The 21,134-nt window shown below is 39.7% G+C and carries 19 protein-coding genes and 2 tRNA genes; 12 read left to right on the top strand and 9 right to left on the bottom strand.

All coding sequences use genetic code 11. The features are described from left to right. From P9211_RS06560 to murA, 4 genes are all read right to left on the bottom strand, one after another. Window positions 1-1,242 (bottom strand): bifunctional folylpolyglutamate synthase/dihydrofolate synthase, encoded by a 1,242-nt coding sequence (locus P9211_RS06560; RefSeq protein ID WP_012195902.1) that lies wholly within the window; start codon window positions 1,240-1,242, stop codon window positions 1-3. Next, window positions 1,243-2,424, bottom strand: coding sequence for an aspartate aminotransferase family protein (locus tag P9211_RS06555; protein ID WP_041391171.1), 1,182 nt, complete (start codon window positions 2,422-2,424; stop codon window positions 1,243-1,245). 8 nt (window positions 2,425-2,432) lie between these two features. Continuing rightward, window positions 2,433-2,514: transfer RNA gene (locus P9211_RS06550), tRNA-Leu, on the bottom strand. Between the two features lie 274 nt (window positions 2,515-2,788). Further along, on the bottom strand, window positions 2,789-4,162 hold the full coding sequence (gene murA / locus P9211_RS06545) for a UDP-N-acetylglucosamine 1-carboxyvinyltransferase (protein ID WP_041391574.1): 1,374 nt from the start codon (window positions 4,160-4,162) through the stop codon (window positions 2,789-2,791). 250 nt (window positions 4,163-4,412) lie between these two features. Here murA and P9211_RS06540 point away from each other — a divergent pair. The 6 genes from P9211_RS06540 to P9211_RS06515 all read left to right on the top strand — a co-directional run bounded on the left by P9211_RS06540 (window position 4,413) and on the right by P9211_RS06515 (window position 8,763). Further along, a tRNA-Leu gene (locus P9211_RS06540) sits at window positions 4,413-4,495 on the top strand. Between the two features lie 32 nt (window positions 4,496-4,527). Then, window positions 4,528-4,776: a hypothetical protein gene (locus tag P9211_RS06535; RefSeq protein WP_012195899.1), complete on the top strand. Its 249-nt coding sequence runs from the start codon at window positions 4,528-4,530 to the stop codon at window positions 4,774-4,776. 30 nt (window positions 4,777-4,806) lie between these two features. After that, window positions 4,807-5,658, top strand: a complete 852-nt coding sequence (locus tag P9211_RS06530; protein WP_041391573.1) for a TrmH family RNA methyltransferase — start codon at window positions 4,807-4,809, stop codon at window positions 5,656-5,658. Then, window positions 5,639-7,084: a dihydrolipoyl dehydrogenase gene (gene lpdA / locus P9211_RS06525; protein ID WP_012195897.1), complete on the top strand. Its 1,446-nt coding sequence runs from the start codon at window positions 5,639-5,641 to the stop codon at window positions 7,082-7,084. Before P9211_RS06530 ends, lpdA begins: the two co-directional genes overlap by 20 nt. 27 nt (window positions 7,085-7,111) lie before the next feature. Beyond that, window positions 7,112-7,999 carry an indole-3-glycerol phosphate synthase TrpC gene (gene trpC / locus P9211_RS06520; RefSeq protein WP_012195896.1) on the top strand — a complete coding sequence of 296 codons (888 nt, stop codon included), beginning with the start codon at window positions 7,112-7,114 and terminating at the stop codon, window positions 7,997-7,999. Window positions 8,000-8,094: 95 nt separating this feature from the next. Further along, complete coding sequence (locus tag P9211_RS06515) at window positions 8,095-8,763, top strand: hypothetical protein (RefSeq protein ID WP_041391169.1); 669 nt, start codon at window positions 8,095-8,097, stop codon at window positions 8,761-8,763. 10 nt (window positions 8,764-8,773) lie between these two features. On the opposite strand, the gene sodX is transcribed toward P9211_RS06515, so the two are convergent. From sodX to P9211_RS06500, 3 genes are all read right to left on the bottom strand, one after another. After that, complete coding sequence (sodX, locus tag P9211_RS06510; protein WP_225866232.1) at window positions 8,774-9,088, bottom strand: nickel-type superoxide dismutase maturation protease; 315 nt, start codon at window positions 9,086-9,088, stop codon at window positions 8,774-8,776. 46 nt (window positions 9,089-9,134) lie between these two features. Beyond that, window positions 9,135-9,608, bottom strand: a complete 474-nt coding sequence (gene sodN, locus P9211_RS06505) for a superoxide dismutase, Ni (protein WP_012195893.1) — start codon at window positions 9,606-9,608, stop codon at window positions 9,135-9,137. An 85-nt stretch (window positions 9,609-9,693) separates the two neighbouring features. Then, a complete protein-coding gene (locus P9211_RS06500) occupies window positions 9,694-10,293 on the bottom strand; it encodes an FKBP-type peptidyl-prolyl cis-trans isomerase (RefSeq protein ID WP_012195892.1) in 600 nt (199 codons plus the stop codon). A gap of 119 nt (window positions 10,294-10,412) precedes the next feature. Here P9211_RS06500 and P9211_RS06495 point away from each other — a divergent pair, with 119 nt between their 5' ends. Continuing rightward, the gene (locus P9211_RS06495) at window positions 10,413-11,888 is read left to right on the top strand and encodes an apolipoprotein N-acyltransferase (RefSeq protein ID WP_012195891.1); all 1,476 of its coding nucleotides are present in this window, start codon (window positions 10,413-10,415) and stop codon (window positions 11,886-11,888) included. Between the two features lie 4 nt (window positions 11,889-11,892). On the opposite strand, the gene mnmA is transcribed toward P9211_RS06495, so the two are convergent. Further along, a complete protein-coding gene (mnmA, locus tag P9211_RS06490) occupies window positions 11,893-13,044 on the bottom strand; it encodes a tRNA 2-thiouridine(34) synthase MnmA (RefSeq protein WP_162465551.1) in 1,152 nt (383 codons plus the stop codon). 115 nt (window positions 13,045-13,159) lie between these two features. Between mnmA and P9211_RS06485 the strand changes: the two genes are divergently transcribed. After that, the gene (locus tag P9211_RS06485; protein ID WP_012195889.1) at window positions 13,160-14,734 is read left to right on the top strand and encodes a bifunctional ADP-dependent NAD(P)H-hydrate dehydratase/NAD(P)H-hydrate epimerase; all 1,575 of its coding nucleotides are present in this window, start codon (window positions 13,160-13,162) and stop codon (window positions 14,732-14,734) included. 130 nt (window positions 14,735-14,864) lie between these two features. After that, window positions 14,865-15,806, top strand: a complete 942-nt coding sequence (locus P9211_RS06480; RefSeq protein ID WP_012195888.1) for an RpoD/SigA family RNA polymerase sigma factor — start codon at window positions 14,865-14,867, stop codon at window positions 15,804-15,806. Window positions 15,807-15,932: 126 nt separating this feature from the next. Here P9211_RS06480 and pdhA read toward each other — a convergent pair whose 3' ends face one another. Beyond that, the gene (pdhA, locus tag P9211_RS06475) at window positions 15,933-17,015 is read right to left on the bottom strand and encodes a pyruvate dehydrogenase (acetyl-transferring) E1 component subunit alpha (RefSeq protein ID WP_012195887.1); all 1,083 of its coding nucleotides are present in this window, start codon (window positions 17,013-17,015) and stop codon (window positions 15,933-15,935) included. Between the two features lie 105 nt (window positions 17,016-17,120). Here pdhA and P9211_RS06470 point away from each other — a divergent pair, with 105 nt between their 5' ends. The 3 genes from P9211_RS06470 (at window position 17,121) to rpsP (ending at window position 21,132) form a co-directional block, all read left to right on the top strand. Next, window positions 17,121-19,160, top strand: coding sequence for an IMS domain-containing protein (locus P9211_RS06470; RefSeq protein WP_012195886.1), 2,040 nt, complete (start codon window positions 17,121-17,123; stop codon window positions 19,158-19,160). Between the two features lie 55 nt (window positions 19,161-19,215). Continuing rightward, a complete protein-coding gene (gene ffh / locus P9211_RS06465) occupies window positions 19,216-20,673 on the top strand; it encodes a signal recognition particle protein (protein WP_012195885.1) in 1,458 nt (485 codons plus the stop codon). 81 nt (window positions 20,674-20,754) lie between these two features. Then, window positions 20,755-21,132: a 30S ribosomal protein S16 gene (gene rpsP / locus P9211_RS06460; protein WP_012195884.1), complete on the top strand. Its 378-nt coding sequence runs from the start codon at window positions 20,755-20,757 to the stop codon at window positions 21,130-21,132. Window positions 21,133-21,134: the final 2 nt, after the last annotated feature.

Below are 21,134 nucleotides of genomic sequence, written 5' to 3'. Positions count from 1 at the left end.
TTAAAAGAGAAGTAAGTCTTTTCTTAAAAGGTTTCCTATAAGAAGTAAGGAACCAGTTATTACAATGGTTTTTTTATCCTTACACATCTCTCCAGATGAAATCTTCTCTAGGACTTTTGCCACGCTATTGGCTTCATTTAATTGATTCGACATTTCAGGATATGTTTTGCAAAGATTACTTTTGCTCCAACTTTTAGTATTTGGAACTGGAACAACCCATCCAAGATCATTGACTTTTAGCAATTTCCTAATTATCTCAGGACCATCTTTATGCGCTTGAATGCCAAAAATCCAAAAAATTCCATTGCTTTCTGATGGCCAGAGCAATCGTTCTTTAGCTAATTGATTGGCTGCATGTTCATTATGGGCTCCATCTAAAATTAATGGCATATTCCCCCAGCTTGCTTTTTGAAGCCTTCCTGGCCATTTTGCTAGGGACAGCCCTCTACGAATTGTTGTTTGATTGACTTCCCATCCAAAGCTTGGTAAGGCTTCTAAAATTCCTTTAGCTACTGCGGCGTTTGTTCTTTGAATTTCACCAGCTATACCTAATTCCCAATCTTTAGATAATGGCTCTACCCATATAATTCTTGCATTATTTTTAGATACAACTTTCTCAATAACTCTTTTTACTTCTGGTTCCTGGGGTGAACTAATTACAGTACTTCCATATGAAATCACAGCGGCTTTTTCTTTAGTAATTGCTGTTAAAGTATTTCCCAGATATTCACAATGGTCTAAGCCAATTCCTCCAATAGCTATTAAAGGTCTGAAAGGATGTGCTGTTGTTGCATCGAGTTTTCCTCCTAGCCCCACCTCTAAAACCATTAACTCAACTTGATTGCTGTAAAAATAATCAAATGCAGAAAGTATTATTAGTTCAAATGGGGTTAAGCGGTAGCTTTTTGCGATTGCTTGGAATTTGGTAAGAATTTTCAGAAAGTCTTGAGAAGATATTTCTTGCCCATTAATGCGAATTCGCTCGCGCCAGCTTACGAGATGAGGAGAGGTGCTACATCCAATTTTAATTCTTGCTTCTTTTAGGCAGCTCTCAAGAAAACTTACAATTGAACCTTTCCCATTTGTTCCTATAACTTGTATTGCAGGAATTTCGTTGTAAGGATTGCCAAGATTTTTTAGAGCTGCTTGCATCCTATTTAATTCAAGACTTATACCTCTAGCCTTATATAAACTTAGAAGGTTTTCAATTTCGTCATCGCCATCGACTGTGAAGTTAATCAATTAAATAATATTAACTAAGGTCTTACTTAGACGATCTATTATGAAATCCACTTGTCTCTTTGTGATAACAAGAGGAGGTACCATTCTTACTACTTTTTGACCAGCAGAAATAATTAATAGTCCTTGATTAATTGCTTCTTCGACTATGATTTGTGATGTTAAGTCTGACTGATTTTTAATAACTAGTCCTTGGATTAATCCAATCCCCCTCACTTCTTCTAAATGATCTAAATGATCTTTAACAATACTTTGAAGACCTTCTCTTAGTTGTTTCCCTCTAGATAAAGTTTCTTCTAGAAGATTACGTTCCTCTATCGCTTTCGCAATAGTTAAGCCTGCTCTGCAAGCAAACGGATTGCCCCCAAAAGTACTTGCATGATCACCAGGCTCAAAAATATTGGCATTATTTTTTACTAATAATGCTCCAATCGCATGCCCACCTCCTAACCCTTTTGCAATAGTTAAAGCATCTGGCTCCACTTCAAGATTTTGATAGCCCCATAACCTTCCTGTTCTTCCCATGCCTGATTGAACCTCATCAAAGATCAATAAGATTTTGTTTTTAGTACATATATCTCTTAGTAATTTAAAAAATTTCTTATTGCCTGGTCTAATACCTCCTTCTCCTTGAATTGGTTCAATTAATACAGCAGCAATTCTTGGCCCATTAGCTTCAATTTGATCATGTAATTCTTGAAAGGATGCCGAATCGTTGAATTTGAAAAATGCAAACCCTTCTACTAAAGGCTTAAAACCTTCATGATACTTTTCTTGACCGGTAGCACTTAACGCTGCAAGTGTTCTTCCATGGAAGCTTCCATTTGCGCAAAGGATAACGGGCCGATCTATTTGCCTTTCTTTATGCCCATACTTGCGGGCTAGCTTGATGGCTGCTTCGTTGGCTTCCGCACCGCTATTGCAGAAAAAAGCACTGTCTGCACAACTTTTCTTTATCAACCATTTCGCAAGCTCTTCTTGTTCTGGGATTTGATAAAGGTTGGAAACGTGTTGGATTTTTCTTAGTTGATTGATTAATGCCTTGCGTAGTTTTCTATCACTATGTCCAAGAGTACAAGTGGCAATTCCTGCAACGGCATCAATATATTTCTTACCTTTATCGTCCCAAACCCAAGCACCTTGGCCTTTTACCAGGCTAATTGGCAGGCGTTTATATGTTTGCATTAAGGGAGTGGGAGCGGTCGGACTCGAACCGACAAACCCGAAGGTGCCGCATTTTGAGTGCGGTGCGTCTACCAATTCCACCACGCTCCCAAGGGATCTCAGCGAATCAACGCTAAAGATTTTTGAAATACAAGCTTAAAATAACCCTTTTTTGTGTTGTGGTGCAAGCATTCCATCTACTTACTTTTTCGGATTATAAGGATTCATTGAAAAATACTGGCTTTATATTTTAACGCTTAGGGTAAATAACTTAGAGAGTTAATCGTTTCTTTCATTGAGGTAAAAATATTCATATAAATGCTCAAATATAAATTCTTTATGATCCTAGCTTTTAATTATTTATTCAAATCCTTTGATTTTAGACTCAAGCCACTTCTTGCTGAATGCTTTGAGGAGTTAGTGGCTTAAAGCCTTCCTTAGAATTTTTATTAGCAGAAATTGTTATTTTTTCTCGAGAAATATCAGCTCCTACTTTTTTTAGCTTATCTTCCATTCTTTCATATCCTCTATCAAGGTAATCGAGTCCTATGATCTTACTAACTCCCTTTGCTGAAAGACTCGCCAGAACCATTGCGGCTGATGCACGTAAATCACCTGCGGATAAAGATGTTCCTGTTAATTGAGGAACTCCTGTAATCAAAGCTGTGTTACCTAAAAGCTTTATTGAGCTTCCCATTCGATTTAGCTCAGATACATGTTGCATTCTTTTCTCAAAGACTGTCTCAGTGATTTTGCTTGTGCCCTTAGCGGTTGTCATAAGAGCCATGAAGGGAGCTTGCAAATCAGTTGGGAATCCTGGATAAGGAGAAGTTGTTACGTCTACAGCGGTTATTTCGTTTGGAGTGATTTTTACTGAATCCCCCATGGTGTTAATTAGGCAACCACATTCACGAAGTTTTTTGAAGACTGCCTCAAGGTGCTCAGGTATAACAGGGGTTAAAGAAATGGATGATCGAGTTATTGCTGCTGCGATAAGAAATGTTCCTGCTTCAATGCGATCTGGGATGACAGTGTGATTACAACCGTTTAATTTCTCTACACCTTCAATAATAATTTCTTTCGTCCCTGCGCCTCTTATTTGTGCACCCATAGAATTCAACATGTTTGCAAGATCTTGGATCTCAGGCTCTTGAGCAGAATTCTCTAAAACGGTACGTCCTTCAGCAAGAGTTGCTGCCATAAGTATGGTTTCAGTAGCTCCTACACTTTGGCAATTGAATTTTATATGAGCTCCTTTTAATTTCTTTTTGTTCTTAGGTAGTTTTGCCTTTACCACTCCTTTCTCAATACTTACTGAGGCGCCTAAAGCTTCAAGACCTCTGATGTGCTCTTCAATAGGTCTATTCCCTATGCGACATCCCCCAGGTAATGGGATGCTAACTTCTCCAATTCTTGCAAGAAGAGGTCCAGCGCAGACAAAACTAGCTCTTAGAGCATGAACTAATTTGTAAGGAAGTTCCGATTGAAGGAGGTCTCTAGCGGTTAAAGAAATTTCATTCGACTTGCGTTCAATGCGTACTCCTATAGAACTAAGTAGTTCTGACATCACATTGATATCTGTAAGACTTGGGATATTTTTAAGAAAAAGAGCCTCTTCTGTAAGCAATGTTGCTGCCATTAGTACTAATGCAGAGTTTTTAGCACCGCTAATTTTTATTTGTCCAGACAAAAAATTGCTTCCACGAACCTCTAAATGATGCTTCGCAACTGTGTTTGAAATTGAAGCCACACTATTCATGCAGTACATATAATCACTAATGCACCTATATTGACAAGTGCTCTTAATACCGTCTAGGTATATGAAAGACAAATACTAGAAATTGAGAATTACTTAAGCTTTAATTAAGTAAATTCAATATTCTAGAAATTAGTTAAATAACCATTGATTCATTTCCTCTTTCTTTCTATTTGATATCACATATGCTTTCTTTGATTACTAGAAAAACTATTAGAGCTATTGTCTTTTTTTTACTAGTTTGATTGGGCTCGCGGATGTGGCGGAATTGGTAGACGCGCATGTTTCAGGTACATGTGGCCTTGTGCTATGGGAGTTCAAGTCTCCCCATCCGCATTATTCTTAGTTAAGGAAAAGAGGGTTTTTTAATGATTGTGCTAAAGATAACTAATTCCTCGGAATTGGTAGCCTCAAAAATAGGTCAATTTATTGAGCGTTTGACACCAGATAGTATGGATGAGACCCTTGTGGAGGAAATAGTCATGAAGAAGATGATAGAAACCCTTACTGCAGAAGGATTGAGAGGTGAGATTTCTTTGATTAATGGGATTGAAGTAGATAAAAAAAAATTGATTTTAAATGATGAATTGAAAGTTTCTGAACCTACACAATTTTAAGGTAATAGGATCATTAAGTTTGATTTGCCATTGATATCAAGCCGTAGGAACCCTTTGGTACGGCGCTTGAGAGCTTTATCAACTCCCAAAGGACGCTCTATTGAGTCTTTATTGCTTTTAGAAGGCACTCATTTGCTTGAAGAGGCTTTAAAAAATGGTTCTATACCCGAAGAAATTATCGCCACTTCGAAATGGCTTGAAAATCATTCAAGAATTTTGGAATTTCTTCCTAAGAATGTCCAATTTCATCTAGTTACAGCCTCTGTCCTTCAAGCTTCGTTGACCACTGTTACTCCAGACGGAGTGGCCTCTTTATTGTCTTTATCTGCTCTGCCAAAACTTAAGCACTCACCAGATTTTATTTTAGTTTTGGATCGATTGCAGGACCCAGGCAATGTAGGAACTTTATTTAGAACAGCACTTGCTGCAGATATAGATGCGTTGTGGCTTGCTCTAGGCGCTGACCCCTTAAGTCAAAAGGTTTTAAGATCTTCTGCAGGAGCTGTTCTGAAATTGCCATTTGAACGTCTTGCTGATTCAGAGGATATAGCTATTGATGGACTGGTTGATAAATTAAGAGGGGTTTCCCAAGAGGGGTATCAAGTTGTAGCTACGTACGTTGCTGGAAAACCTTCAGATTTTGAAGTTATACCTTATTGGGAGCTTGATTGGATAAAGCCAACTGTATTGGTCTTAGGAAATGAGGGGAGTGGCCTTTCTCCAAGAATCCAAGCTTGTTGTACACATGGTGTAACTTTGCCGCATAGTGAAGCTGTTGAGTCTTTAAATGTTGCGGTGGCTGCCGCTCCTTTACTGTTAGAGAGGCGAAGGGCCAAAATGACCTCTTATATGAGCAAGAACGGTGAGCGAAGCAAACTTTGAATTTGACCTGATCGTCATAGGCGCTGGATATGGCGGCTTTGATGCTGCTAAGCATGCTGCCGAGCATGGTTTAAGTGTCGCGATTATTGAATCACGAGAAATGGGAGGTACATGTGTCAATAGAGGCTGTGTCCCCTCAAAGGCTTTGCTTGCGGCAAGCGGGAAAGTTAGAGAGCTGGCAGATGCTGAACACCTTTCGTCCTTTGGTATTCATGCTGCACCAGTTCGCTTTGAGAGAAGAAAGATAGCTGAGCATGCTAATCAATTAGTGAAGAACATTCGAAATAATTTAACTAAGGCGCTTGAGCGTTCGGGTGTAAAGATCTTGAGAGGGTATGGACGAATAGAAGGTACCCAGAAAGTTGGCTTACGAGAAAGTAATGGTGTGGATCGCTTAATTTCGGCTAAGGATATTGTCATTGCTACAGGTTCAGATCCATTTGTTCCGCCAGGGATAGAAACTGATGGACGTACTGTTTTTACTAGTGATGAAGCTATTAATCTTGAGTGGTTACCTCGTTGGATAGCAATTATTGGTAGTGGATATATCGGCCTTGAATTTGCTGATGTTTACACAGCATTAGGTTGCGAAGTAACAATGATCGAAGCTTTGGAAAGAGTTATGCCGACATTTGATACTGATATTGCAAAAATTGCCGGGAGAAATTTGATCCAAGGAAGAGATATAGATGCTAGGGCTGGTGTTTTGGCAAGTAAAGTTTCTCCTGGCTGTCCAGTGAAGATTGAATTGTCCGATGTCAAAAACCGGGAGTTGCTAGAAGAATTGGAAGTAGATGCAGTTTTAGTAGCAACAGGCAGAGTCCCAACGAGTGCAGGCTTAAACTTAGAGTCAGTTGGAGTTAAAACTAATCGTGGTTATATCCCCATTGATGATTCAATGAGGGTTCTTGTTGACGGTAAGCCTCTAAAGAATCTTTGGGCTGTTGGAGATGTCACTGGAAAACTAATGCTTGCTCATACAGCAGCTGCTCAAGGGACGGTAGCAGTCGATAACATCCTTGGTAAAAATAGAGAAATTGATTATCGAAGTATTCCTGCTGCGACATTTACACACCCTGAAATTAGCTCGGTTGGCATGGCGGAATCAGAGGCAAAGGAGTTCGCTGAAAAAAATAATTTTGAACTTGGCATTGTCAGGAGTTACTTTAAAGCAAACTCAAAAGCATTGGCAGAGTTGGAAAGTGATGGATTAATGAAATTACTTTTTAGGAAAGATAATGGTGAAGTATTAGGAGCACATATTTATGGACTACATGCTGCAGATTTAATACAGGAAGTTGCAAATGCAGTTGCAAGACGACAGAAAGTCAATGAATTGGCTATTGAAGTCCATACTCACCCAACACTTAGTGAAGTAATAGAGGTTGCCTATAAACAGGCTGTTGCTCAATTAAAACAGTCTTAGAAGGCTAAAAAACAATTAAGTTTTCCCATGGAGATTCGTCGACGTCCACCAAACCCTAAAGTTAAGGTTGCAAACCTTGAATATGCTATTCCGCATGAAGATGGTGAACCCAGAAATATTCTTGAAAAAATCTTGTGGGAGAAAGATCGTGAAGTAAAAGTTTCAAGAGAGAGAGTTCCTCTTTCGGAATTAAAGGCTCAGATCAATAATTTGCCTCAAACTAAAGATTTCTTAGGGGCTTTGAGACAATCCTCTACTTCACCAGCTGTTATAGCAGAAATAAAGAAAGCAAGTCCTAGCAAGGGAGTGATTCGCGAAAACTTTGATCCAATAGAAATAGCACTTGCTTATAAGTTAGGAGGTGCAACATGCTTATCAGTGTTGACAGATAAAAGTTTTTTTCAAGGAGGCTTTGAGGTACTTGTTCAAGTCAGAAAGACTGTTGATTTACCATTGTTATGCAAGGAATTCATTATTCAGCCTTACCAGATTTATCAAGCAAGAGTTGCTGGTGCTGATGCGGTTTTATTGATTGCAGCCATACTTTCTGATCAAGATCTTCTTTATCTGAGAAAAGTTGCAATTAGCCTTGGATTAACAATATTGGTTGAAGTGCATGACTCTAATGAGTTGAAAAGAGTACTAGATTTAGAAGGATTTCCTCTGGTTGGAATTAATAATCGCGACCTTAAGACTTTCAATACTGATTTAAGAACGACAAAAGAAGTAGTAAAAGAGCATAAAAAGAGAATTTCTGAACAAGAGGTTCTATTGGTAAGTGAGTCTGGTTTATTTAACTCTGCAGATCTAGAAGAAGTTAGTTCCTATGGAGCAAAGGCTGTTCTTGTTGGTGAGTCTTTGATGAGACAACCTGATATTGGATTGGCGTTAAAAAACTTGCAAGGATTTAAGTAGATCTGACTTGTTCGCAACAAGAATATCTTCTTATGTTGGAAAATTGCCAAATAAAGCTTCTCAATGGTTCAAACTAAAAGCAATGTCGCTTCGATATTTTGATTAGTGTTTTTGCAGGTTTTTTAGCTGGAGCTGTCCATGTAGTTGGGGGGGTGGACCATATAGTTGCAATGGCACCAAATGCCTTTAAGAGTCCTAAATTGGCGCTTCGAGATGGTTTGGCTTGGGGATTAGGTCATTCGACAGGAATTTTGTTTCTATTAGGGCTCGCAATATTGCTAAAAGATTTGGTTCATATACAAAGAATGTCCTCTTTCGCTGAATTCAGTGTTGGCGTTGTGTTGCTAGTAGGAGGAACTGTGGCGATAAAAACCTCATTCGGATTGAAAATACATACTCATCTTCACAATCATGGAGAAGGGCATAATCATCAACATTTTCACCTTCATTTTAGAGGCGCAAAGAAGCATGCTCAACATTCACATGCTTCAACAAGCTTGGGAGTTTTGCATGGTTTAGCAGGGGCTAGCCACCTTTTTGCAGTTATTCCTGCTTTGGCATTGCCACCTATTGGGGCTGTTGCATATATGGCCGCTTATCTTCTTGGTTCCATCGTTGCGATGGGAGCAATGTTGCTAGCAATGTCTTTGGCAACCCTGAAAGCTGGAAGAAAGGCTTTGCCTGGCCTGATTGGATTTACAGGAGGTTTATCTATAATTACTGGATTCTTCTGGGTACATAAAACATCAAGTTATATTCTTTGATGATTGATACTTAATCAAGGTTTTTGGGGATGATTTGTTCTACAATACCAATAACATTTTCTATGCTTATAAACCCAAATTGTCGACTATCAATACTATTAAACTCATTATCCCCTCTTACTTCTAAAAATGGTAAGTCTAGTTTAAAGATCCTTTTGACTAATAATGTCTTTTGTTTTTGTGGGTGTTCAATTACCACCATGTTGCCTTTTTTTAGCAAATGAATCTTCTCTTTTAGAGGAATGTAAATTAAGGTATCACCTGACTTAATAGTTGGATGCATAGAGTCTCCGACAACACGACAATGTTGCCGGAGACCAAGTATTAGAAGGACTAAAGACTTGAATGCCTCAATCCTTGATAAATATTTGTCAGCTTGCAGTAACCCAGGAGTCAGAACGTCCTTTGGATGTCCAAAACATGTGATGAATTTTTTCTACAGTATCCATAAGCTCTTGGGCTTTTGCTTGATCAATATTGACCTTGCAAGCACTGCAAAGCTTGGCTGCTTTCCAAAAAGTTTCATGCAGGTCTGGGTACGCAGATAGATGTTCAGGCTTGAAATAATCTGTCCAAAGAATTAGAAGCTCTTTTTTTGCTTGTTGGGCTTGTTCTTCTTTAACTGCCACAAAACGAGAGAAAGTGTTGTTATATGCAGCCAATGTGAGTGGATCATTGTCTTCTGGAGGAGTCAATGCCAGCAGTTTCTTTGTCATAGAAAGCACTGCTTCAGCGGCTACTCGCGCTGATGTAGGGTCATAAACACCACATGGGCCATCACAGTGAGCATGCACTGTCTTGGCGGGAAGTCTATTGAAGATTACGGAAAGTGCCGAATACAGCATCTGGCGTAGATAAAAAATCTTAAAGATAGCCTACTTGGCAATCTCCCATTTGAGTGCTGCTTTTGCTTTCTTCCTTATTCTGATTTTAATTCAGCTCTAATAATTCAACTTCAAAAATCAAAGTAGCGTTAGGTGGAATCAGTCCATTGCCTGCTCCCCTGCTTCCATACCCAAGTTCAGATGGTATTACTAGTTTCCTTTTCCCTCCAACCTTCATGCCAGCTACTCCTTCATCCCAACCTTTAATTACTCTTCCTGCTCCAAGTGGAAATTTGAACGGACCTCTGCCGTAACTGCTATCAAATTCTTTGCCATTCTCAAGTGTTCCTTTGTAGTTAACAGAAACGTTTTGGCCAGCTGTAGCCTCTGGACCTTCGCCGACTCGGATGTCAGTAATTCTGAGTCCACTTGCTGTAAGAATTGATTCTTGTGTTTCCATAATGCTGCCTAGAGGTGTTTTGTTCTGGGATTTTGTCTCTTTTGCCATTACGAAAAGAGTTGGATTAGGGTCGTTGGGATCTAATTCAAAAGGATTCTTAACAGAGTTTTCTGCAGGTTTGAATGCAGCTTGCTCAGTTGAATTCAAATTTACCGCATCAACTTTTGTAGGAGAAATGATTTGGCTTGTGATTGCAATCATTACGCAAGCAACAAAAACGCTGAAACTAATTAAGACTTCTTTCACGGATAGATATAGTGATTATGCAAAGATTCTTGCAGAACAGGGGTACCTAAAACCTTTTTTATCTTTTTAAGAGAAGAGAATATCTAAATAGATAACTCTTGAATTGCTTCGTGAGGAAAATGATAACGGATAAATATTCCACTTTTTTGAGAGCAGGTTTTGGAGGAATACTCGCGGGGGTTGGCCTTTCACAAGGAGGAATATTGCTTATGCCACTCGCAATTGCTTTCCTTTGGTCAAGTAGTAGGTTCCCTTTGGCTGGAAGTATTTGGGGAGCAGTAGCAGTACTTATAAGTCATAGATGGTTGCTGGCTCTTCACCCTTTGATGTGGATGGGAGTTTCTCAACCGTTTAGTTTGTTTATAACGATTTCAATATGGTTATTTTGTGGTCTCTTAGGAGCATTCCTCTCAGCCTTGTGGTGCTGGTTAGGAAGACTCAATTTTTTGGTTGATGCTAGAAATGGTTGCTTCAAAAGAAAGTTTCTTTATGCGTTTGTTTTGTCAGCATGCTGGGGGCTTGGAGAAAATGTTCTTGCTCAATCCCCTCTACTGTGGGTAGGCATTTCAAGTAGTTTGCTGCCTGGAGATCGATTGCTTGCCGGATTGTCTAGTTGGTTTGGTTCAAGTGGTTTAACAACAGTTCAGTTTCTTGTTGGGTGGTGGTTGTGGCAAACAGGAATTTTATTTAAGTCTCAAAATAATTGGCAAAGATTTTTTTCTTTTGGTTTAGCAGCATTGGTTTTTGCACATTTGTTTGGATGGGCACTATTAGAAAAAGAAATCTTCTCTTCGTCGAAAGCTGTTGCTATTTGGCAAAGCGCTATTCCTACAAGAGAGAAGTTCTCAATAGATCAATTAAGGCGTTTGCCTTTTTCCCTGGAACAGGCTTTAAAAGAGGCCAATGTATTAGGGGCATCGTTTATGGTTGCCCCTGAAGGAACCTTGCCTATTGGACAAGAACTTCTTTCTCCTGCTCAAATTCCTTTGCTTTCAGGAGGCTTTAGAGCTGATAAAGGGAATCAAAGGAGTTCATTGCTTGTTTTTAAAAAAGACCAGACAACTTTTACTGATTTTGTTGACAAGTATCGCTTGGTCCCTTTAGGGGAATGGATACCTCCTTTGCCAGGATTATCTATTCCAGGACTGTCTTCTATTGGTGGAATTGAACCAGGAGAATCTTCAAGATTGCTTATTTGGGATGGCCCTCCAATTGCTGTGGCAATTTGTTATGAGATAACTAATGGGAATGGATTAAGTAAAGCGGTCAAAGATGGGGCGCAATGGATCTTAGCAATAGCGAACCTTGATCCATACCCAATTTCTCTTCAAAAGCAATTTCTTGCATTGGCTCAAATGAGAAGTATTGAGTCGGCAAGGGACTTGATAACAGTTTCTAATACTGGACCTTCTACGATGATCTCTGCTGACGGTAGTATTACACCTGTCATACCACCTTTTAAACAAAAGGTGGGGCTAGCATCTCTGCATTTTTCTGAAAAAATAACTCCTTATGTTAGGTGGGGAGAAAAACCGTTGATAGTTTTTTTGATAGCGGGAATATTTGGATTATTTTTTCTAGAGCCAAAAGCATGAAAAATTAATATTCAAAAGGTTGAATTATTCCTCCGCCAAGGACCACTTCACCTTTATAAAAAACAGCAGCTTGACCTGGTGAAATTGAAAACTGCGGGTTCTCAAACTCAATTCTGCATCTGTGAGGACGGTTGTTTTTTATATCCTTAATTGTTGGCTCTATTGGAACTAGCTTTGCTTTTACAGGATCACTCCTATACCTAACTTGAACTTCGACAAGCCTCTCTTGCATAGGGGCAGAAATTGATACCCAATTAACTTCTCCAACAGTGCAATTTGATCGACCAGATTGATCTCTAGGACCAACTATTACTCGATTTAAAGAGGGTTGAATATTGATTACGTGTAATGGCTCTTTCCATGCGATCCCCAAGCCCTTCCTTTGACCAATTGTGAAATGTTCAATTCCATCATGCTCGCCAACTACCAGGCCATCTGTAAGGACAATTTCGCCTTTTCTGGGAGGGAGATAATTGTTTAAAAAAGCTTTCATGGATCCATGCTTTTCAGCAAGGCAAAGATCTTGACTTTCCTTTTTGTTGGCTGTTCTTAGGCCATACCGATTTGCTTCCTTGCGAGTAAAAGATTTGGTTAATGCTCCTAAAGGAAAAACAACATGTCCAAGAATCTCTTGTGATAAATCATATAAAAAATAACTTTGGTCTTTGTTTTGATCTATCCCACGCAAAAGCTGATGTCTATTTTTTCTTTCATCTAGGCTATTTAATTTATTTGTCTCAGCATGTTTAATGCGTGCATAATGACCAGTTGCGATCCTCTTAAGATTTCGATTTTTTCTTGCCCAGTTAATCATTGGTGAGAACTTTACGAACCTATTGCATCTGGAGCAAGGTAAAGGGGTTATGCCTTCTTGATATCCGTTGACTAAATTCTCAACTACTTCTTTTTGAAATGTCGATCTTTCATCTACGACATGATGAGGGATTTTTAACTGTTCACAAATCCCTGCTGCATCAACCAACCCTTCCGTACAACAAGAACCTTTACCTTCCATTAACCAAAGAGTTAACCCTTCGACTTTCCATCCAGCTTCAACTAGAAGCGCAGCTGTTAATGAACTGTCAACTCCACCTGAAAGGCCTACTGCAATGGCATGCTCTCCCTGAAGTTGCTTGAGATGTGATACAACTTCCATTTCAATAGGAGATCTTTCCAGCTTGCTTTTGTTAGATATTGGCTTGGCTTTTTGAGATTTCATAGCCATTATCGCAATGATGTCTCCATAGTGGAATGGAGTGGAGATTTTTTTTGTGAACTGGCCTAAATCAGATGCAGATCATTTAATTGCCTCAACTGCTCAGATGAGAAGCTTTGAAAACAATCTCATCAATAGAGGCATGCCTGTTGAGGCATTAATGGAAAAAGTAGGGCAAAAACTGAAAGATTGGTTTTTGGAAAGGCCTGAATTACTTTTAAACGGTGTATTGATTTTAGTTGGTCCAGGGCACAATGGAGGGGACGGGCTGGTTTTAGCTAGAGAATTGTTCTTGGAGAACATAGATGTATCTATTTGGTGTCCTTTGCCAATTACGCAATCTTTAACTCGGCGTCATCAGGCTTATTCGCATTGGCTGGGTATTAAGGAATTGCATGAAGAACCTAATGTTTATTGTAAGACTCTTTGGATTGACGCCCTTTTTGGACTTGGACAGACCCGTCCTCTTCCTGAGAAAATAGCAAATCTTTTAAAGGGTAGAGAGGAAAAACAACCAAGAAGATTAATCTCTATTGATGTTCCATCTGGGATTTGTTCAGATACAGGAAAGACTTTCTCAAACGTTGCAGCTACAGCTTCTTATACCTTGACTATTGGCTTGAATAAGCAGGGATTGATTCAAGACATTGCTATCCCATATGTGGGTGAATTAATAAGACTTGATATTGGTATTCCACAGAAAGTTCTCAAGAAAGATAAGCAAATTAACTTCTTCAAACTTGCAGGTGATGATCTTTTTTCGATCCCTTGGCCTGAGCCTTCTTCAATTTCTTCTAAATATCAGCGTGGAAGACTTTTGGTTGTTGCCGGCAGTGACAAGTATAAAGGTGCTGCTTTACTTGCTTTACAAGGCGCATTAGCAAGTGGTGTGGGCAGTATTAAGGCGCTTTTGCCCCAAAAAATGGCAGATAATATTTGGCAAGTTTCTCCAGAAATTGTTGTTTCAGGAATATTGGGAAATTCAATTGATGGAGAATCTGAGATAGGGGAGGCGATCTTAAAACACAAATTAGACCGTCTAGACTCATTATTAATTGGTCCTGGTTTAGCTTTGGCTAACGAAAAGTGGAGTGATATTGCTTGCCAGCTTGAAAAATTTCCAGGGTTATTAGTTCTTGATGCTGATGCTTTAAATAGATTAGCTTTTTCTACTGAGAGCTGGGAGTGGATTAATAAGCGTGAAGGACCAACATGGCTGACTCCTCATTTACAGGAGTTCTATCGTTTATTCCCAAATCTTAAGGACTTATCACCTTTGGATGCAGCGCCTAAAGCGGCAAAGATGACTGGGGCAAATGTATTGCTTAAAGGGGCACATAGCCTTATAGCATCCCCCTCTGGGGTGAGATGGCAATTGGTGTCTACATCTAGCTGTGCTGCGCGTGCAGGTTTAGGGGATGTTTTGGCTGGATTTGTTGCTGGAGTAGGTGCAATAGGGTTTTCTATAGGAGGAGCAATGAATGATGAATTACTTGCTTTAGCAGCATTGCTTCACGCGGAAGCGGCAAAAAGTTGCAAAAAAGGAAGTAAAGCAAGCTCAATTGCATTGGCTTTAGAAAAACTTGTAAGACACATTCAGTGTCCTGAATGTGTTCAAAGAAACATTTAAGAGTGTTAGATGAACAGTTTTGGCTGAATTGTGTAGGTTTGCAAGCAAGAATCTGAAGGGTTTTTGAAGGCTTGGCCTCTTTTCCAATATCTGTAGGAAAGTCGTTGTTAGTTAATTGGGATAAGAGACAATGGTTTCATCTGCACCCAAGGCGGCTGAATCACAAAAGCGACGTAGTAGTGACCCAATAAGTTGGTACTTATCAACAATTGGGAGGGTTCCACTTCTTACTCCTGCTGAGGAAATTGAGTTAGGCAATCAGGTTCAGGTAATGATGAACTTGACCGAAGACGGGAGTATTGATGTAAAGAGTGAGGAGTTCACATCTCATCAGCGACGTTTAATTAGAATTGGTCGTAGGGCTAAAGAGAGGATGATGAAGGCCAATCTCAGGCTGGTAGTTAGTGTTGCTAAGAAATATCAGGGTAAAGGGCTCGAGTTGCTTGATCTTGTTCAAGAAGGATCTTTAGGCTTAGAAAGAGCTGTGGAGAAGTTTGACCCTACGAGAGGATATAAATTCTCAACTTATGCTTTTTGGTGGATTAGACAGAGCATGACTAGGGCTATAGCTTGTCAGTCAAGAACTATTAGGCTTCCAGTTCATTTAAGTGAACGTCTTGCAACTATAAGAAAAATCAGCTCAGACTTGGCTCATAAATTAGGAGCAATGCCAAGTAGGGCTGAGCTTGCAGAAGCTATGGAAATTGATGCTGAAGAGCTAGATTCCATTCTGCGCCAAGCTCTTACAACAAGTAGTTTAGATGCACCAGTAAATGGTGATGACGGACGTAGTTTCTTGGGGGATTTGATTGCTGACTCTTCTTTAGAAGAACCGTTAGATAAAGTTGAGCAACGTATTCATCAAGAGCAACTTGGTAGATGGTTGACACACCTAAGTGAGCAAGAACAGCATGTTCTTAAACTTAGATTTGGCTTAGAAGGAAATGAAAGACATACTCTTGCTGAGATTGGACGTTTGTTACAAGTCTCTAGAGAGAGAGTAAGGCAAGTTGAATTGAAGTCCCTTCGAAAATTACGCAATCTGACTAGGAAACTTCCAAGTGGTATATAAACTTTTTTGATTGAAAGTTATTCCTCAATCTAAATCCTTAAGTTGATTTAAAGAATACATACCATATATTTCAATTGATTTTTTCAGGTCTTTAATACATAGGGACTAGTCAGCAGTTTCTTCTCCTTATTCAGCCCAGATATATTTAGTTAATTCACTTGGGTCAGGGTCTTTAGCTGCAAGTGCAAATTCAACTGCATCAGTAACTTCAGAATCAATCTCTTTCTCAATATTTTTAAGTTCATTTTCATTTGCCAATTCTTTTGATACAAGAACCTTGGCAAGGTTCTTTAATGGATCTCTTTGTGCCCAAAACTCTTTTTCTTGTTCAGATCTTAATTCGTCCGGATCAGCAAGAGAATGACCTCTAAATCTATAGGTAAGACATTCAATTAAAGAAGGTCCTTCTCCTGCTCTAGCTCTTTCAAGGGCCCTTTCTGCTGCTCCTCTAACCGCTAGGACATCCATTCCATCAACCTCTTCTCCCTCCATGCCAAAAGCTCCAGCTTTTCTCCAAATTTCAGGATCACTAGTAGCTCTGTCATGAGCCATCCCTATAGCCCATTTATTGTTTTCAACAACAAAAATTATTGGCAGCTTCCATAGTTGGGCCATGTTGAGGCATTCGAAAAATTGACCGTTATTACACGTACCATCTCCAAAGAAGGCGGCTGTTACAGCATCGCTATTTTTATCTTTAAAAACCTCTTTTTTGTAACGACTGCTAAAGGCTGCACCTAGAGCGACTGGAATCCCTTCTCCAATAAATGCATAGCCTCCCAAAAGATGATGTTCTTTGGAAAAAAGATGCATGGATCCTCCTCTCCCCTTGCTGCATCCAGTCTCTTTGCCAAATAGCTCACTCATTACTTCCCTTGCAGGGACTCCAGCGCTAAGAGCATGTACATGATCGCGATAGGTGCTGCAAAACCAATCGTGTTTGAGCTTCATTGCTCCTATGACACCGGAACTCACAGCTTCTTGCCCGTTGTAAAGATGAACAAATCCAAACATTTTCCCTCGGTAATACATCTCAGCACATTTGTCCTCAAACCTTCTTCCTAAGGTCATGTCTTTGAAAAGCCTTAGGCCTGTATCGCGATCTATAACTGCAGACTCACCTCCTGATAACGAGGAAAGTCGCTCAGCATGATCCTCTTTCTTGGGGAGATTACTCATCTCATGATCTGCAATTGTGCTCTGATTCATCTTGATTTATCTATCAAACCTTTTACAACTTTAAGGGTCTATGGAAGAAGAATGTGCAGAGATCGTGCATATGCCTAGAGTTTCTTTTTAATAGCCAATTAATGCTTGGAACTCCCAATAGATCATTTTCGTTTGCTCGGAGTTAGTCCATCTGCTGATGCAGAGGAGGTTCTTAGGTTCTTTCAGCTGAGATTAAATCGTATTCCGCATCCTGGATTTACTCCTGAAGTTATTGCGCAGAGGTCTGAACTTTTACGTCTTTCTGCTGATTTGCTTTGTGATAAAGATTTGAGGGAGGATTATGAGTCAGCTCTTTTAAATGGAGCCGTAGGGCTTGATCTTTCATTTAATAGAGAAGTAGCAGGACTCATTCTGCTTTGGGAAGGCGGAGTAGCGGATGAAGCTTTTAAGCTTGCAAGAAAAGCACTTCAACCTCCTCAAACACCAGCACTGGGAAGCGGCCGTGAGGCGGATTTGGCATTGATAGGGGCCTTGGCTTGTAGAGATGCTGCAATACAGGAGCAAGAACTAAGACGTTACGCTTCGGCTGCGGAACTCCTTGAGGAAGGTATTCAATTGCTTCAAAGGATGGGGAAACTTCCTGAACAGAGAAAGATAATTGAAAGAGATTTAGAAGTGTTACTACCTTATAGAATCCTTGATTTGTTAAGCAGAGATTTATCTGATGAGAAATCTCACGAAGAAGGATTGAATCTATTAGATAGTCTTGTCCTTAAGAGGGGAGGCTTGGAAGGGGATAATTTGTCGAATTCTTCTATTGAACTATCACAGCGAGAGTTTGAACTTTTCTTTCAGCAAATAAGGAATTTCCTAACTGCGCAAGAGCAGATTGACTTATTTCTCCATTGGCAAAGGAGAGGATCTCCAGATGCTGGTTTTTTGGGTGCCCTGGCTTTGGTCGCATCAGGCTTCCATTGGCGGAAACCTGAATTTTTGCAAAAAGCAAAGAAACAGTTGAAGGCATTGAATCAGCAGGGCTTTGATTCAATGCCTTTGCTTGGCTGTATAGATCTTTTGCTGGCGGATGTTCAGCAGGCAGGCGTTCGTTTTAAAAGTAGTCCTGATAAAGGATTACAAGATTGGCTAAATGCATATCCTGGAGAAGAATTGGCTGCTTTATGTCATTACTGTAGAAATTGGCTGCTTAGAGACGTTCTACCAGGTTTCAGAGATATTGAGATTGACACTGTTGATTTAGAGGCTTGGTTCGCAGATAGGGATGTTCAAGAATATGTAGAGCAAATAGAACGCAGAGGGGCTTTTGGGATTGCTCGAGCAGGGTTTTCTCTTTTTTCTGGACTGTCTTCAGATAAAACAAATGATTCAATAAACTCCTTAGAGAATGATTCGACTCTTTCTAATGTTGATGAAATTGAGAAGGATTCTGAAAAAAACAACAAATACCTAGGTTCTCCTGAAGAGGAGCTCAGTGATGAGAAAACTTTCTTGGAAAACTTAGTTCAATTGTTGAAGTGGAGACCTTTTTATATAGAAATAGCAAAACCACGAATTAAAATTCCAGAAAATAACTTTTTTAAAGCAACTTTAGCGTTGTTCCTATTACTGTTTTCAGGAACATTTACTGCTTTGATTTTATATAGAAATAATCCAACTGAAGATAATATATCTGAAAGCTTTAAAGAGCCTTCTGAAAAAATTGTCAGTAAAAAAACAGATATTAATTTGAATATAAAGCAACAGGATCAGACTAAATTAGAAAAAAGATACAACACTTTAACAAACAAATCACCATCAAAAGATGAAGTCCAACAATTAATTGAGGCTTGGCTTTCTGGGAAGGCAGGTATCTTATCTGGGGTTAACAATTTAGATTTATCAAATGTAGCAAGACCTTCTCTTGTGAAAATTGTTCTCGAGCAAAGGGAGAAAGATATTGCTCTTGGAGAAAGACAGATTATCTATGCAAATATTAAAAGTTTAGAGATAGAGGAACAAACTGAAAAGAGAATATCTGTAAAAGCAGTACTTAACTATAAAGACCAAAGAGTTAATTCTTCTGATCAGATCATTTCCGAGACAACGATTCCCTCATTAAAGCTAAAGTATGTTTTAGGAAGAGAAAAAAATATATGGCAGTTGCTTGATTTTTCAAGTAGCACATAGTTCTAGTAATATTTTCTTACTAGCTTAGTCTTATCTCTATTGGCACCTTTTAGTAATGTTTGATGATCTTTCAGCGAGCTTTGAAGACGCAATTAAAGGTTTAAGAGGTGAAAATAAAATCAGTGAAGAGAATATAGGGCCTGCACTAAAGCAAGTGCGTAGGGCTTTGTTGGAGGCAGATGTTAGCTTGTCAGTCGTTAAAGAATTTGTAGCAGAGGTTGGCCAAAAAGCTATTGGTGCAGAAGTAGTAAGAGGTGTTAAGCCTGGACAGAAGTTTGTAGAAGTTGTTAAGCAAGAATTGGTTGAAGTTATGGGAGGAGAAAATGCCCCATTAGCCAATGTTTCAGAAAAGCCCACAGTAATACTTATGGCAGGCTTACAAGGGGCTGGAAAAACTACTGCTACCGCAAAACTTGCTTTGCATTTAAAGGATCAAGGGCGTAAAGCTCTTATGGTCGCTGCAGATGTTTATAGGCCAGCAGCAATAGAGCAATTGACAACTTTGGGGAGCCAAATTGATATAGATGTTTTTAGTCTTGGGAGCAATTTAAAGCCTGAACAAATTGCTGCATCAGGCCTTGAGAAAGCTCGGAACGAAGGCTTTGACACATTATTGGTTGATACCGCTGGAAGACTTCAGATAGATAGCGAAATGATGGATGAAATGGTGCGAATTCGCTCAGCAGTTAATCCTGATGAAGTACTACTTGTAGTTGATTCGATGATTGGCCAGGAAGCCGCTGAGTTAACTAGGGCTTTTCATGAAAAAGTAGGAATTACTGGAGCTGTACTTACAAAATTAGATGGCGACTCGAGAGGTGGTGCAGCCCTTTCAATTAAGAAGATTAGCGGGAAACCAATCAAGTTCATTGGTACTGGAGAGAAAGTAGAAGCTTTAGAGCCATTTCACCCAGAAAGGATGGCCAGTCGAATACTTGGCATGGGCGATGTGCTCACACTAGTTGAGAAAGCGCAGAAAGAAGTAGAGATTGCAGATGCAGAGCAGATGCAAAAGAAGTTTCAGGAGGCAAGCTTCGATTTCTCAGATTTTGTTAAACAAATGCGTTTGATTAAAAGGATGGGCTCGTTAGGAGGGTTGATGAAAATGATCCCTGGGATGAATAAAATTGATGATGGAATGATTAAAAGTGGGGAAGAACAGCTTAAGCGTATTGAGGCAATGATTGGCTCTATGACCCCAGCAGAGAGAACTCAACCAGAATTGCTTGCTGCTCAACCTTCTCGTCGAAGAAGAGTCGCTCTAGGTAGTGGCCATACCCCGGCTGATATGGATAAGGTCTTGGCGGACTTTCAAAAAATGAGAGGCTTTATGAAGCAAATGTCTAGTGGGGCAGGTATCCCTGGTATGGGTGGCTTGCCTGGGCTTGGAGGCCCTGGAGCTATGCAAGGTATAGATCGCAGTCAATTATCGGGAAGAAATAATAGAAGCTCTAATGGACCTTTAAAAAGACAACGCCCGCCTAAAAAAAAGAAAGGATTTGGAGACTTATGACCCCTTAACCAGCTAAAGTATATGGATGGTAAGTGTTTTATGCACATGCCTTAAATTAAGACCACTTAGAACTAATCAAAGATGATCAAGCTCCGCCTTAAGCGGTATGGGAAAAAAAGGGAGGCAAGCTTCCGATTGGTAGCTTGCAATAGTACTTCTCGTAGAGACGGAAGACCTTTAGAAGAATTAGGCTTTTACAATCCTCGTACTAAAGAAACGAGATTGGATACTGAAGCCCTCAGAACGCGTTTGAGTCAAGGAGCACAGCCAACAGATGCTGTGAGATCTCTTCTGGAGAAAGGTGGTTTAATTGAAAAAACTATTCGCCCCGCTGAGATTGAGGGTAAGAAGAAACAGGCATTGGCTAGACAATCCGCCTCTAAAAAAGCTGTAAAAGAAAAAACGGAAGAATCAAAAGGCTCTGAAGTGGACTCTGAAACCTCAACTTCAGCAGATTAAAG

The sequence above is a fragment of the Prochlorococcus marinus str. MIT 9211 genome (assembly GCF_000018585.1).
GTDB classification, from domain to species: Bacteria; Cyanobacteriota; Cyanobacteriia; order PCC-6307; family Cyanobiaceae; genus Prochlorococcus_D; species Prochlorococcus_D marinus_B.
The sequence above is the reverse complement of the archived record's forward strand: the minus strand, read 5'-3'. Positions and strand labels throughout refer to the sequence as shown.

Coding starts and splice junctions, on each gene's coding strand:
- P9211_RS06555 (WP_041391171.1), bottom strand. CDS start 2,424: ATGCAAACATATAAACGCCTGCCAATTAGCCTGGTAAAAGGCCAAGGT.
- murA (WP_041391574.1), bottom strand. CDS start 4,162: ATGAATAGTGTGGCTTCAATTTCAAACACAGTTGCGAAGCATCATTTA.
- P9211_RS06535 (WP_012195899.1), top strand. CDS start 4,528: ATGATTGTGCTAAAGATAACTAATTCCTCGGAATTGGTAGCCTCAAAA.
- trpC (WP_012195896.1), top strand. CDS start 7,112: ATGGAGATTCGTCGACGTCCACCAAACCCTAAAGTTAAGGTTGCAAAC.
- sodN (WP_012195893.1), bottom strand. CDS start 9,608: ATGCTGTATTCGGCACTTTCCGTAATCTTCAATAGACTTCCCGCCAAG.
- P9211_RS06495 (WP_012195891.1), top strand. CDS start 10,413: ATGATAACGGATAAATATTCCACTTTTTTGAGAGCAGGTTTTGGAGGA.
- mnmA (WP_162465551.1), bottom strand. CDS start 13,044: ATGGAAGTTGTATCACATCTCAAGCAACTTCAGGGAGAGCATGCCATT.
- P9211_RS06480 (WP_012195888.1), top strand. CDS start 14,865: ATGGTTTCATCTGCACCCAAGGCGGCTGAATCACAAAAGCGACGTAGT.
- pdhA (WP_012195887.1), bottom strand. CDS start 17,015: ATGAATCAGAGCACAATTGCAGATCATGAGATGAGTAATCTCCCCAAG.
- ffh (WP_012195885.1), top strand. CDS start 19,216: ATGTTTGATGATCTTTCAGCGAGCTTTGAAGACGCAATTAAAGGTTTA.
- rpsP (WP_012195884.1), top strand. CDS start 20,755: ATGATCAAGCTCCGCCTTAAGCGGTATGGGAAAAAAAGGGAGGCAAGC.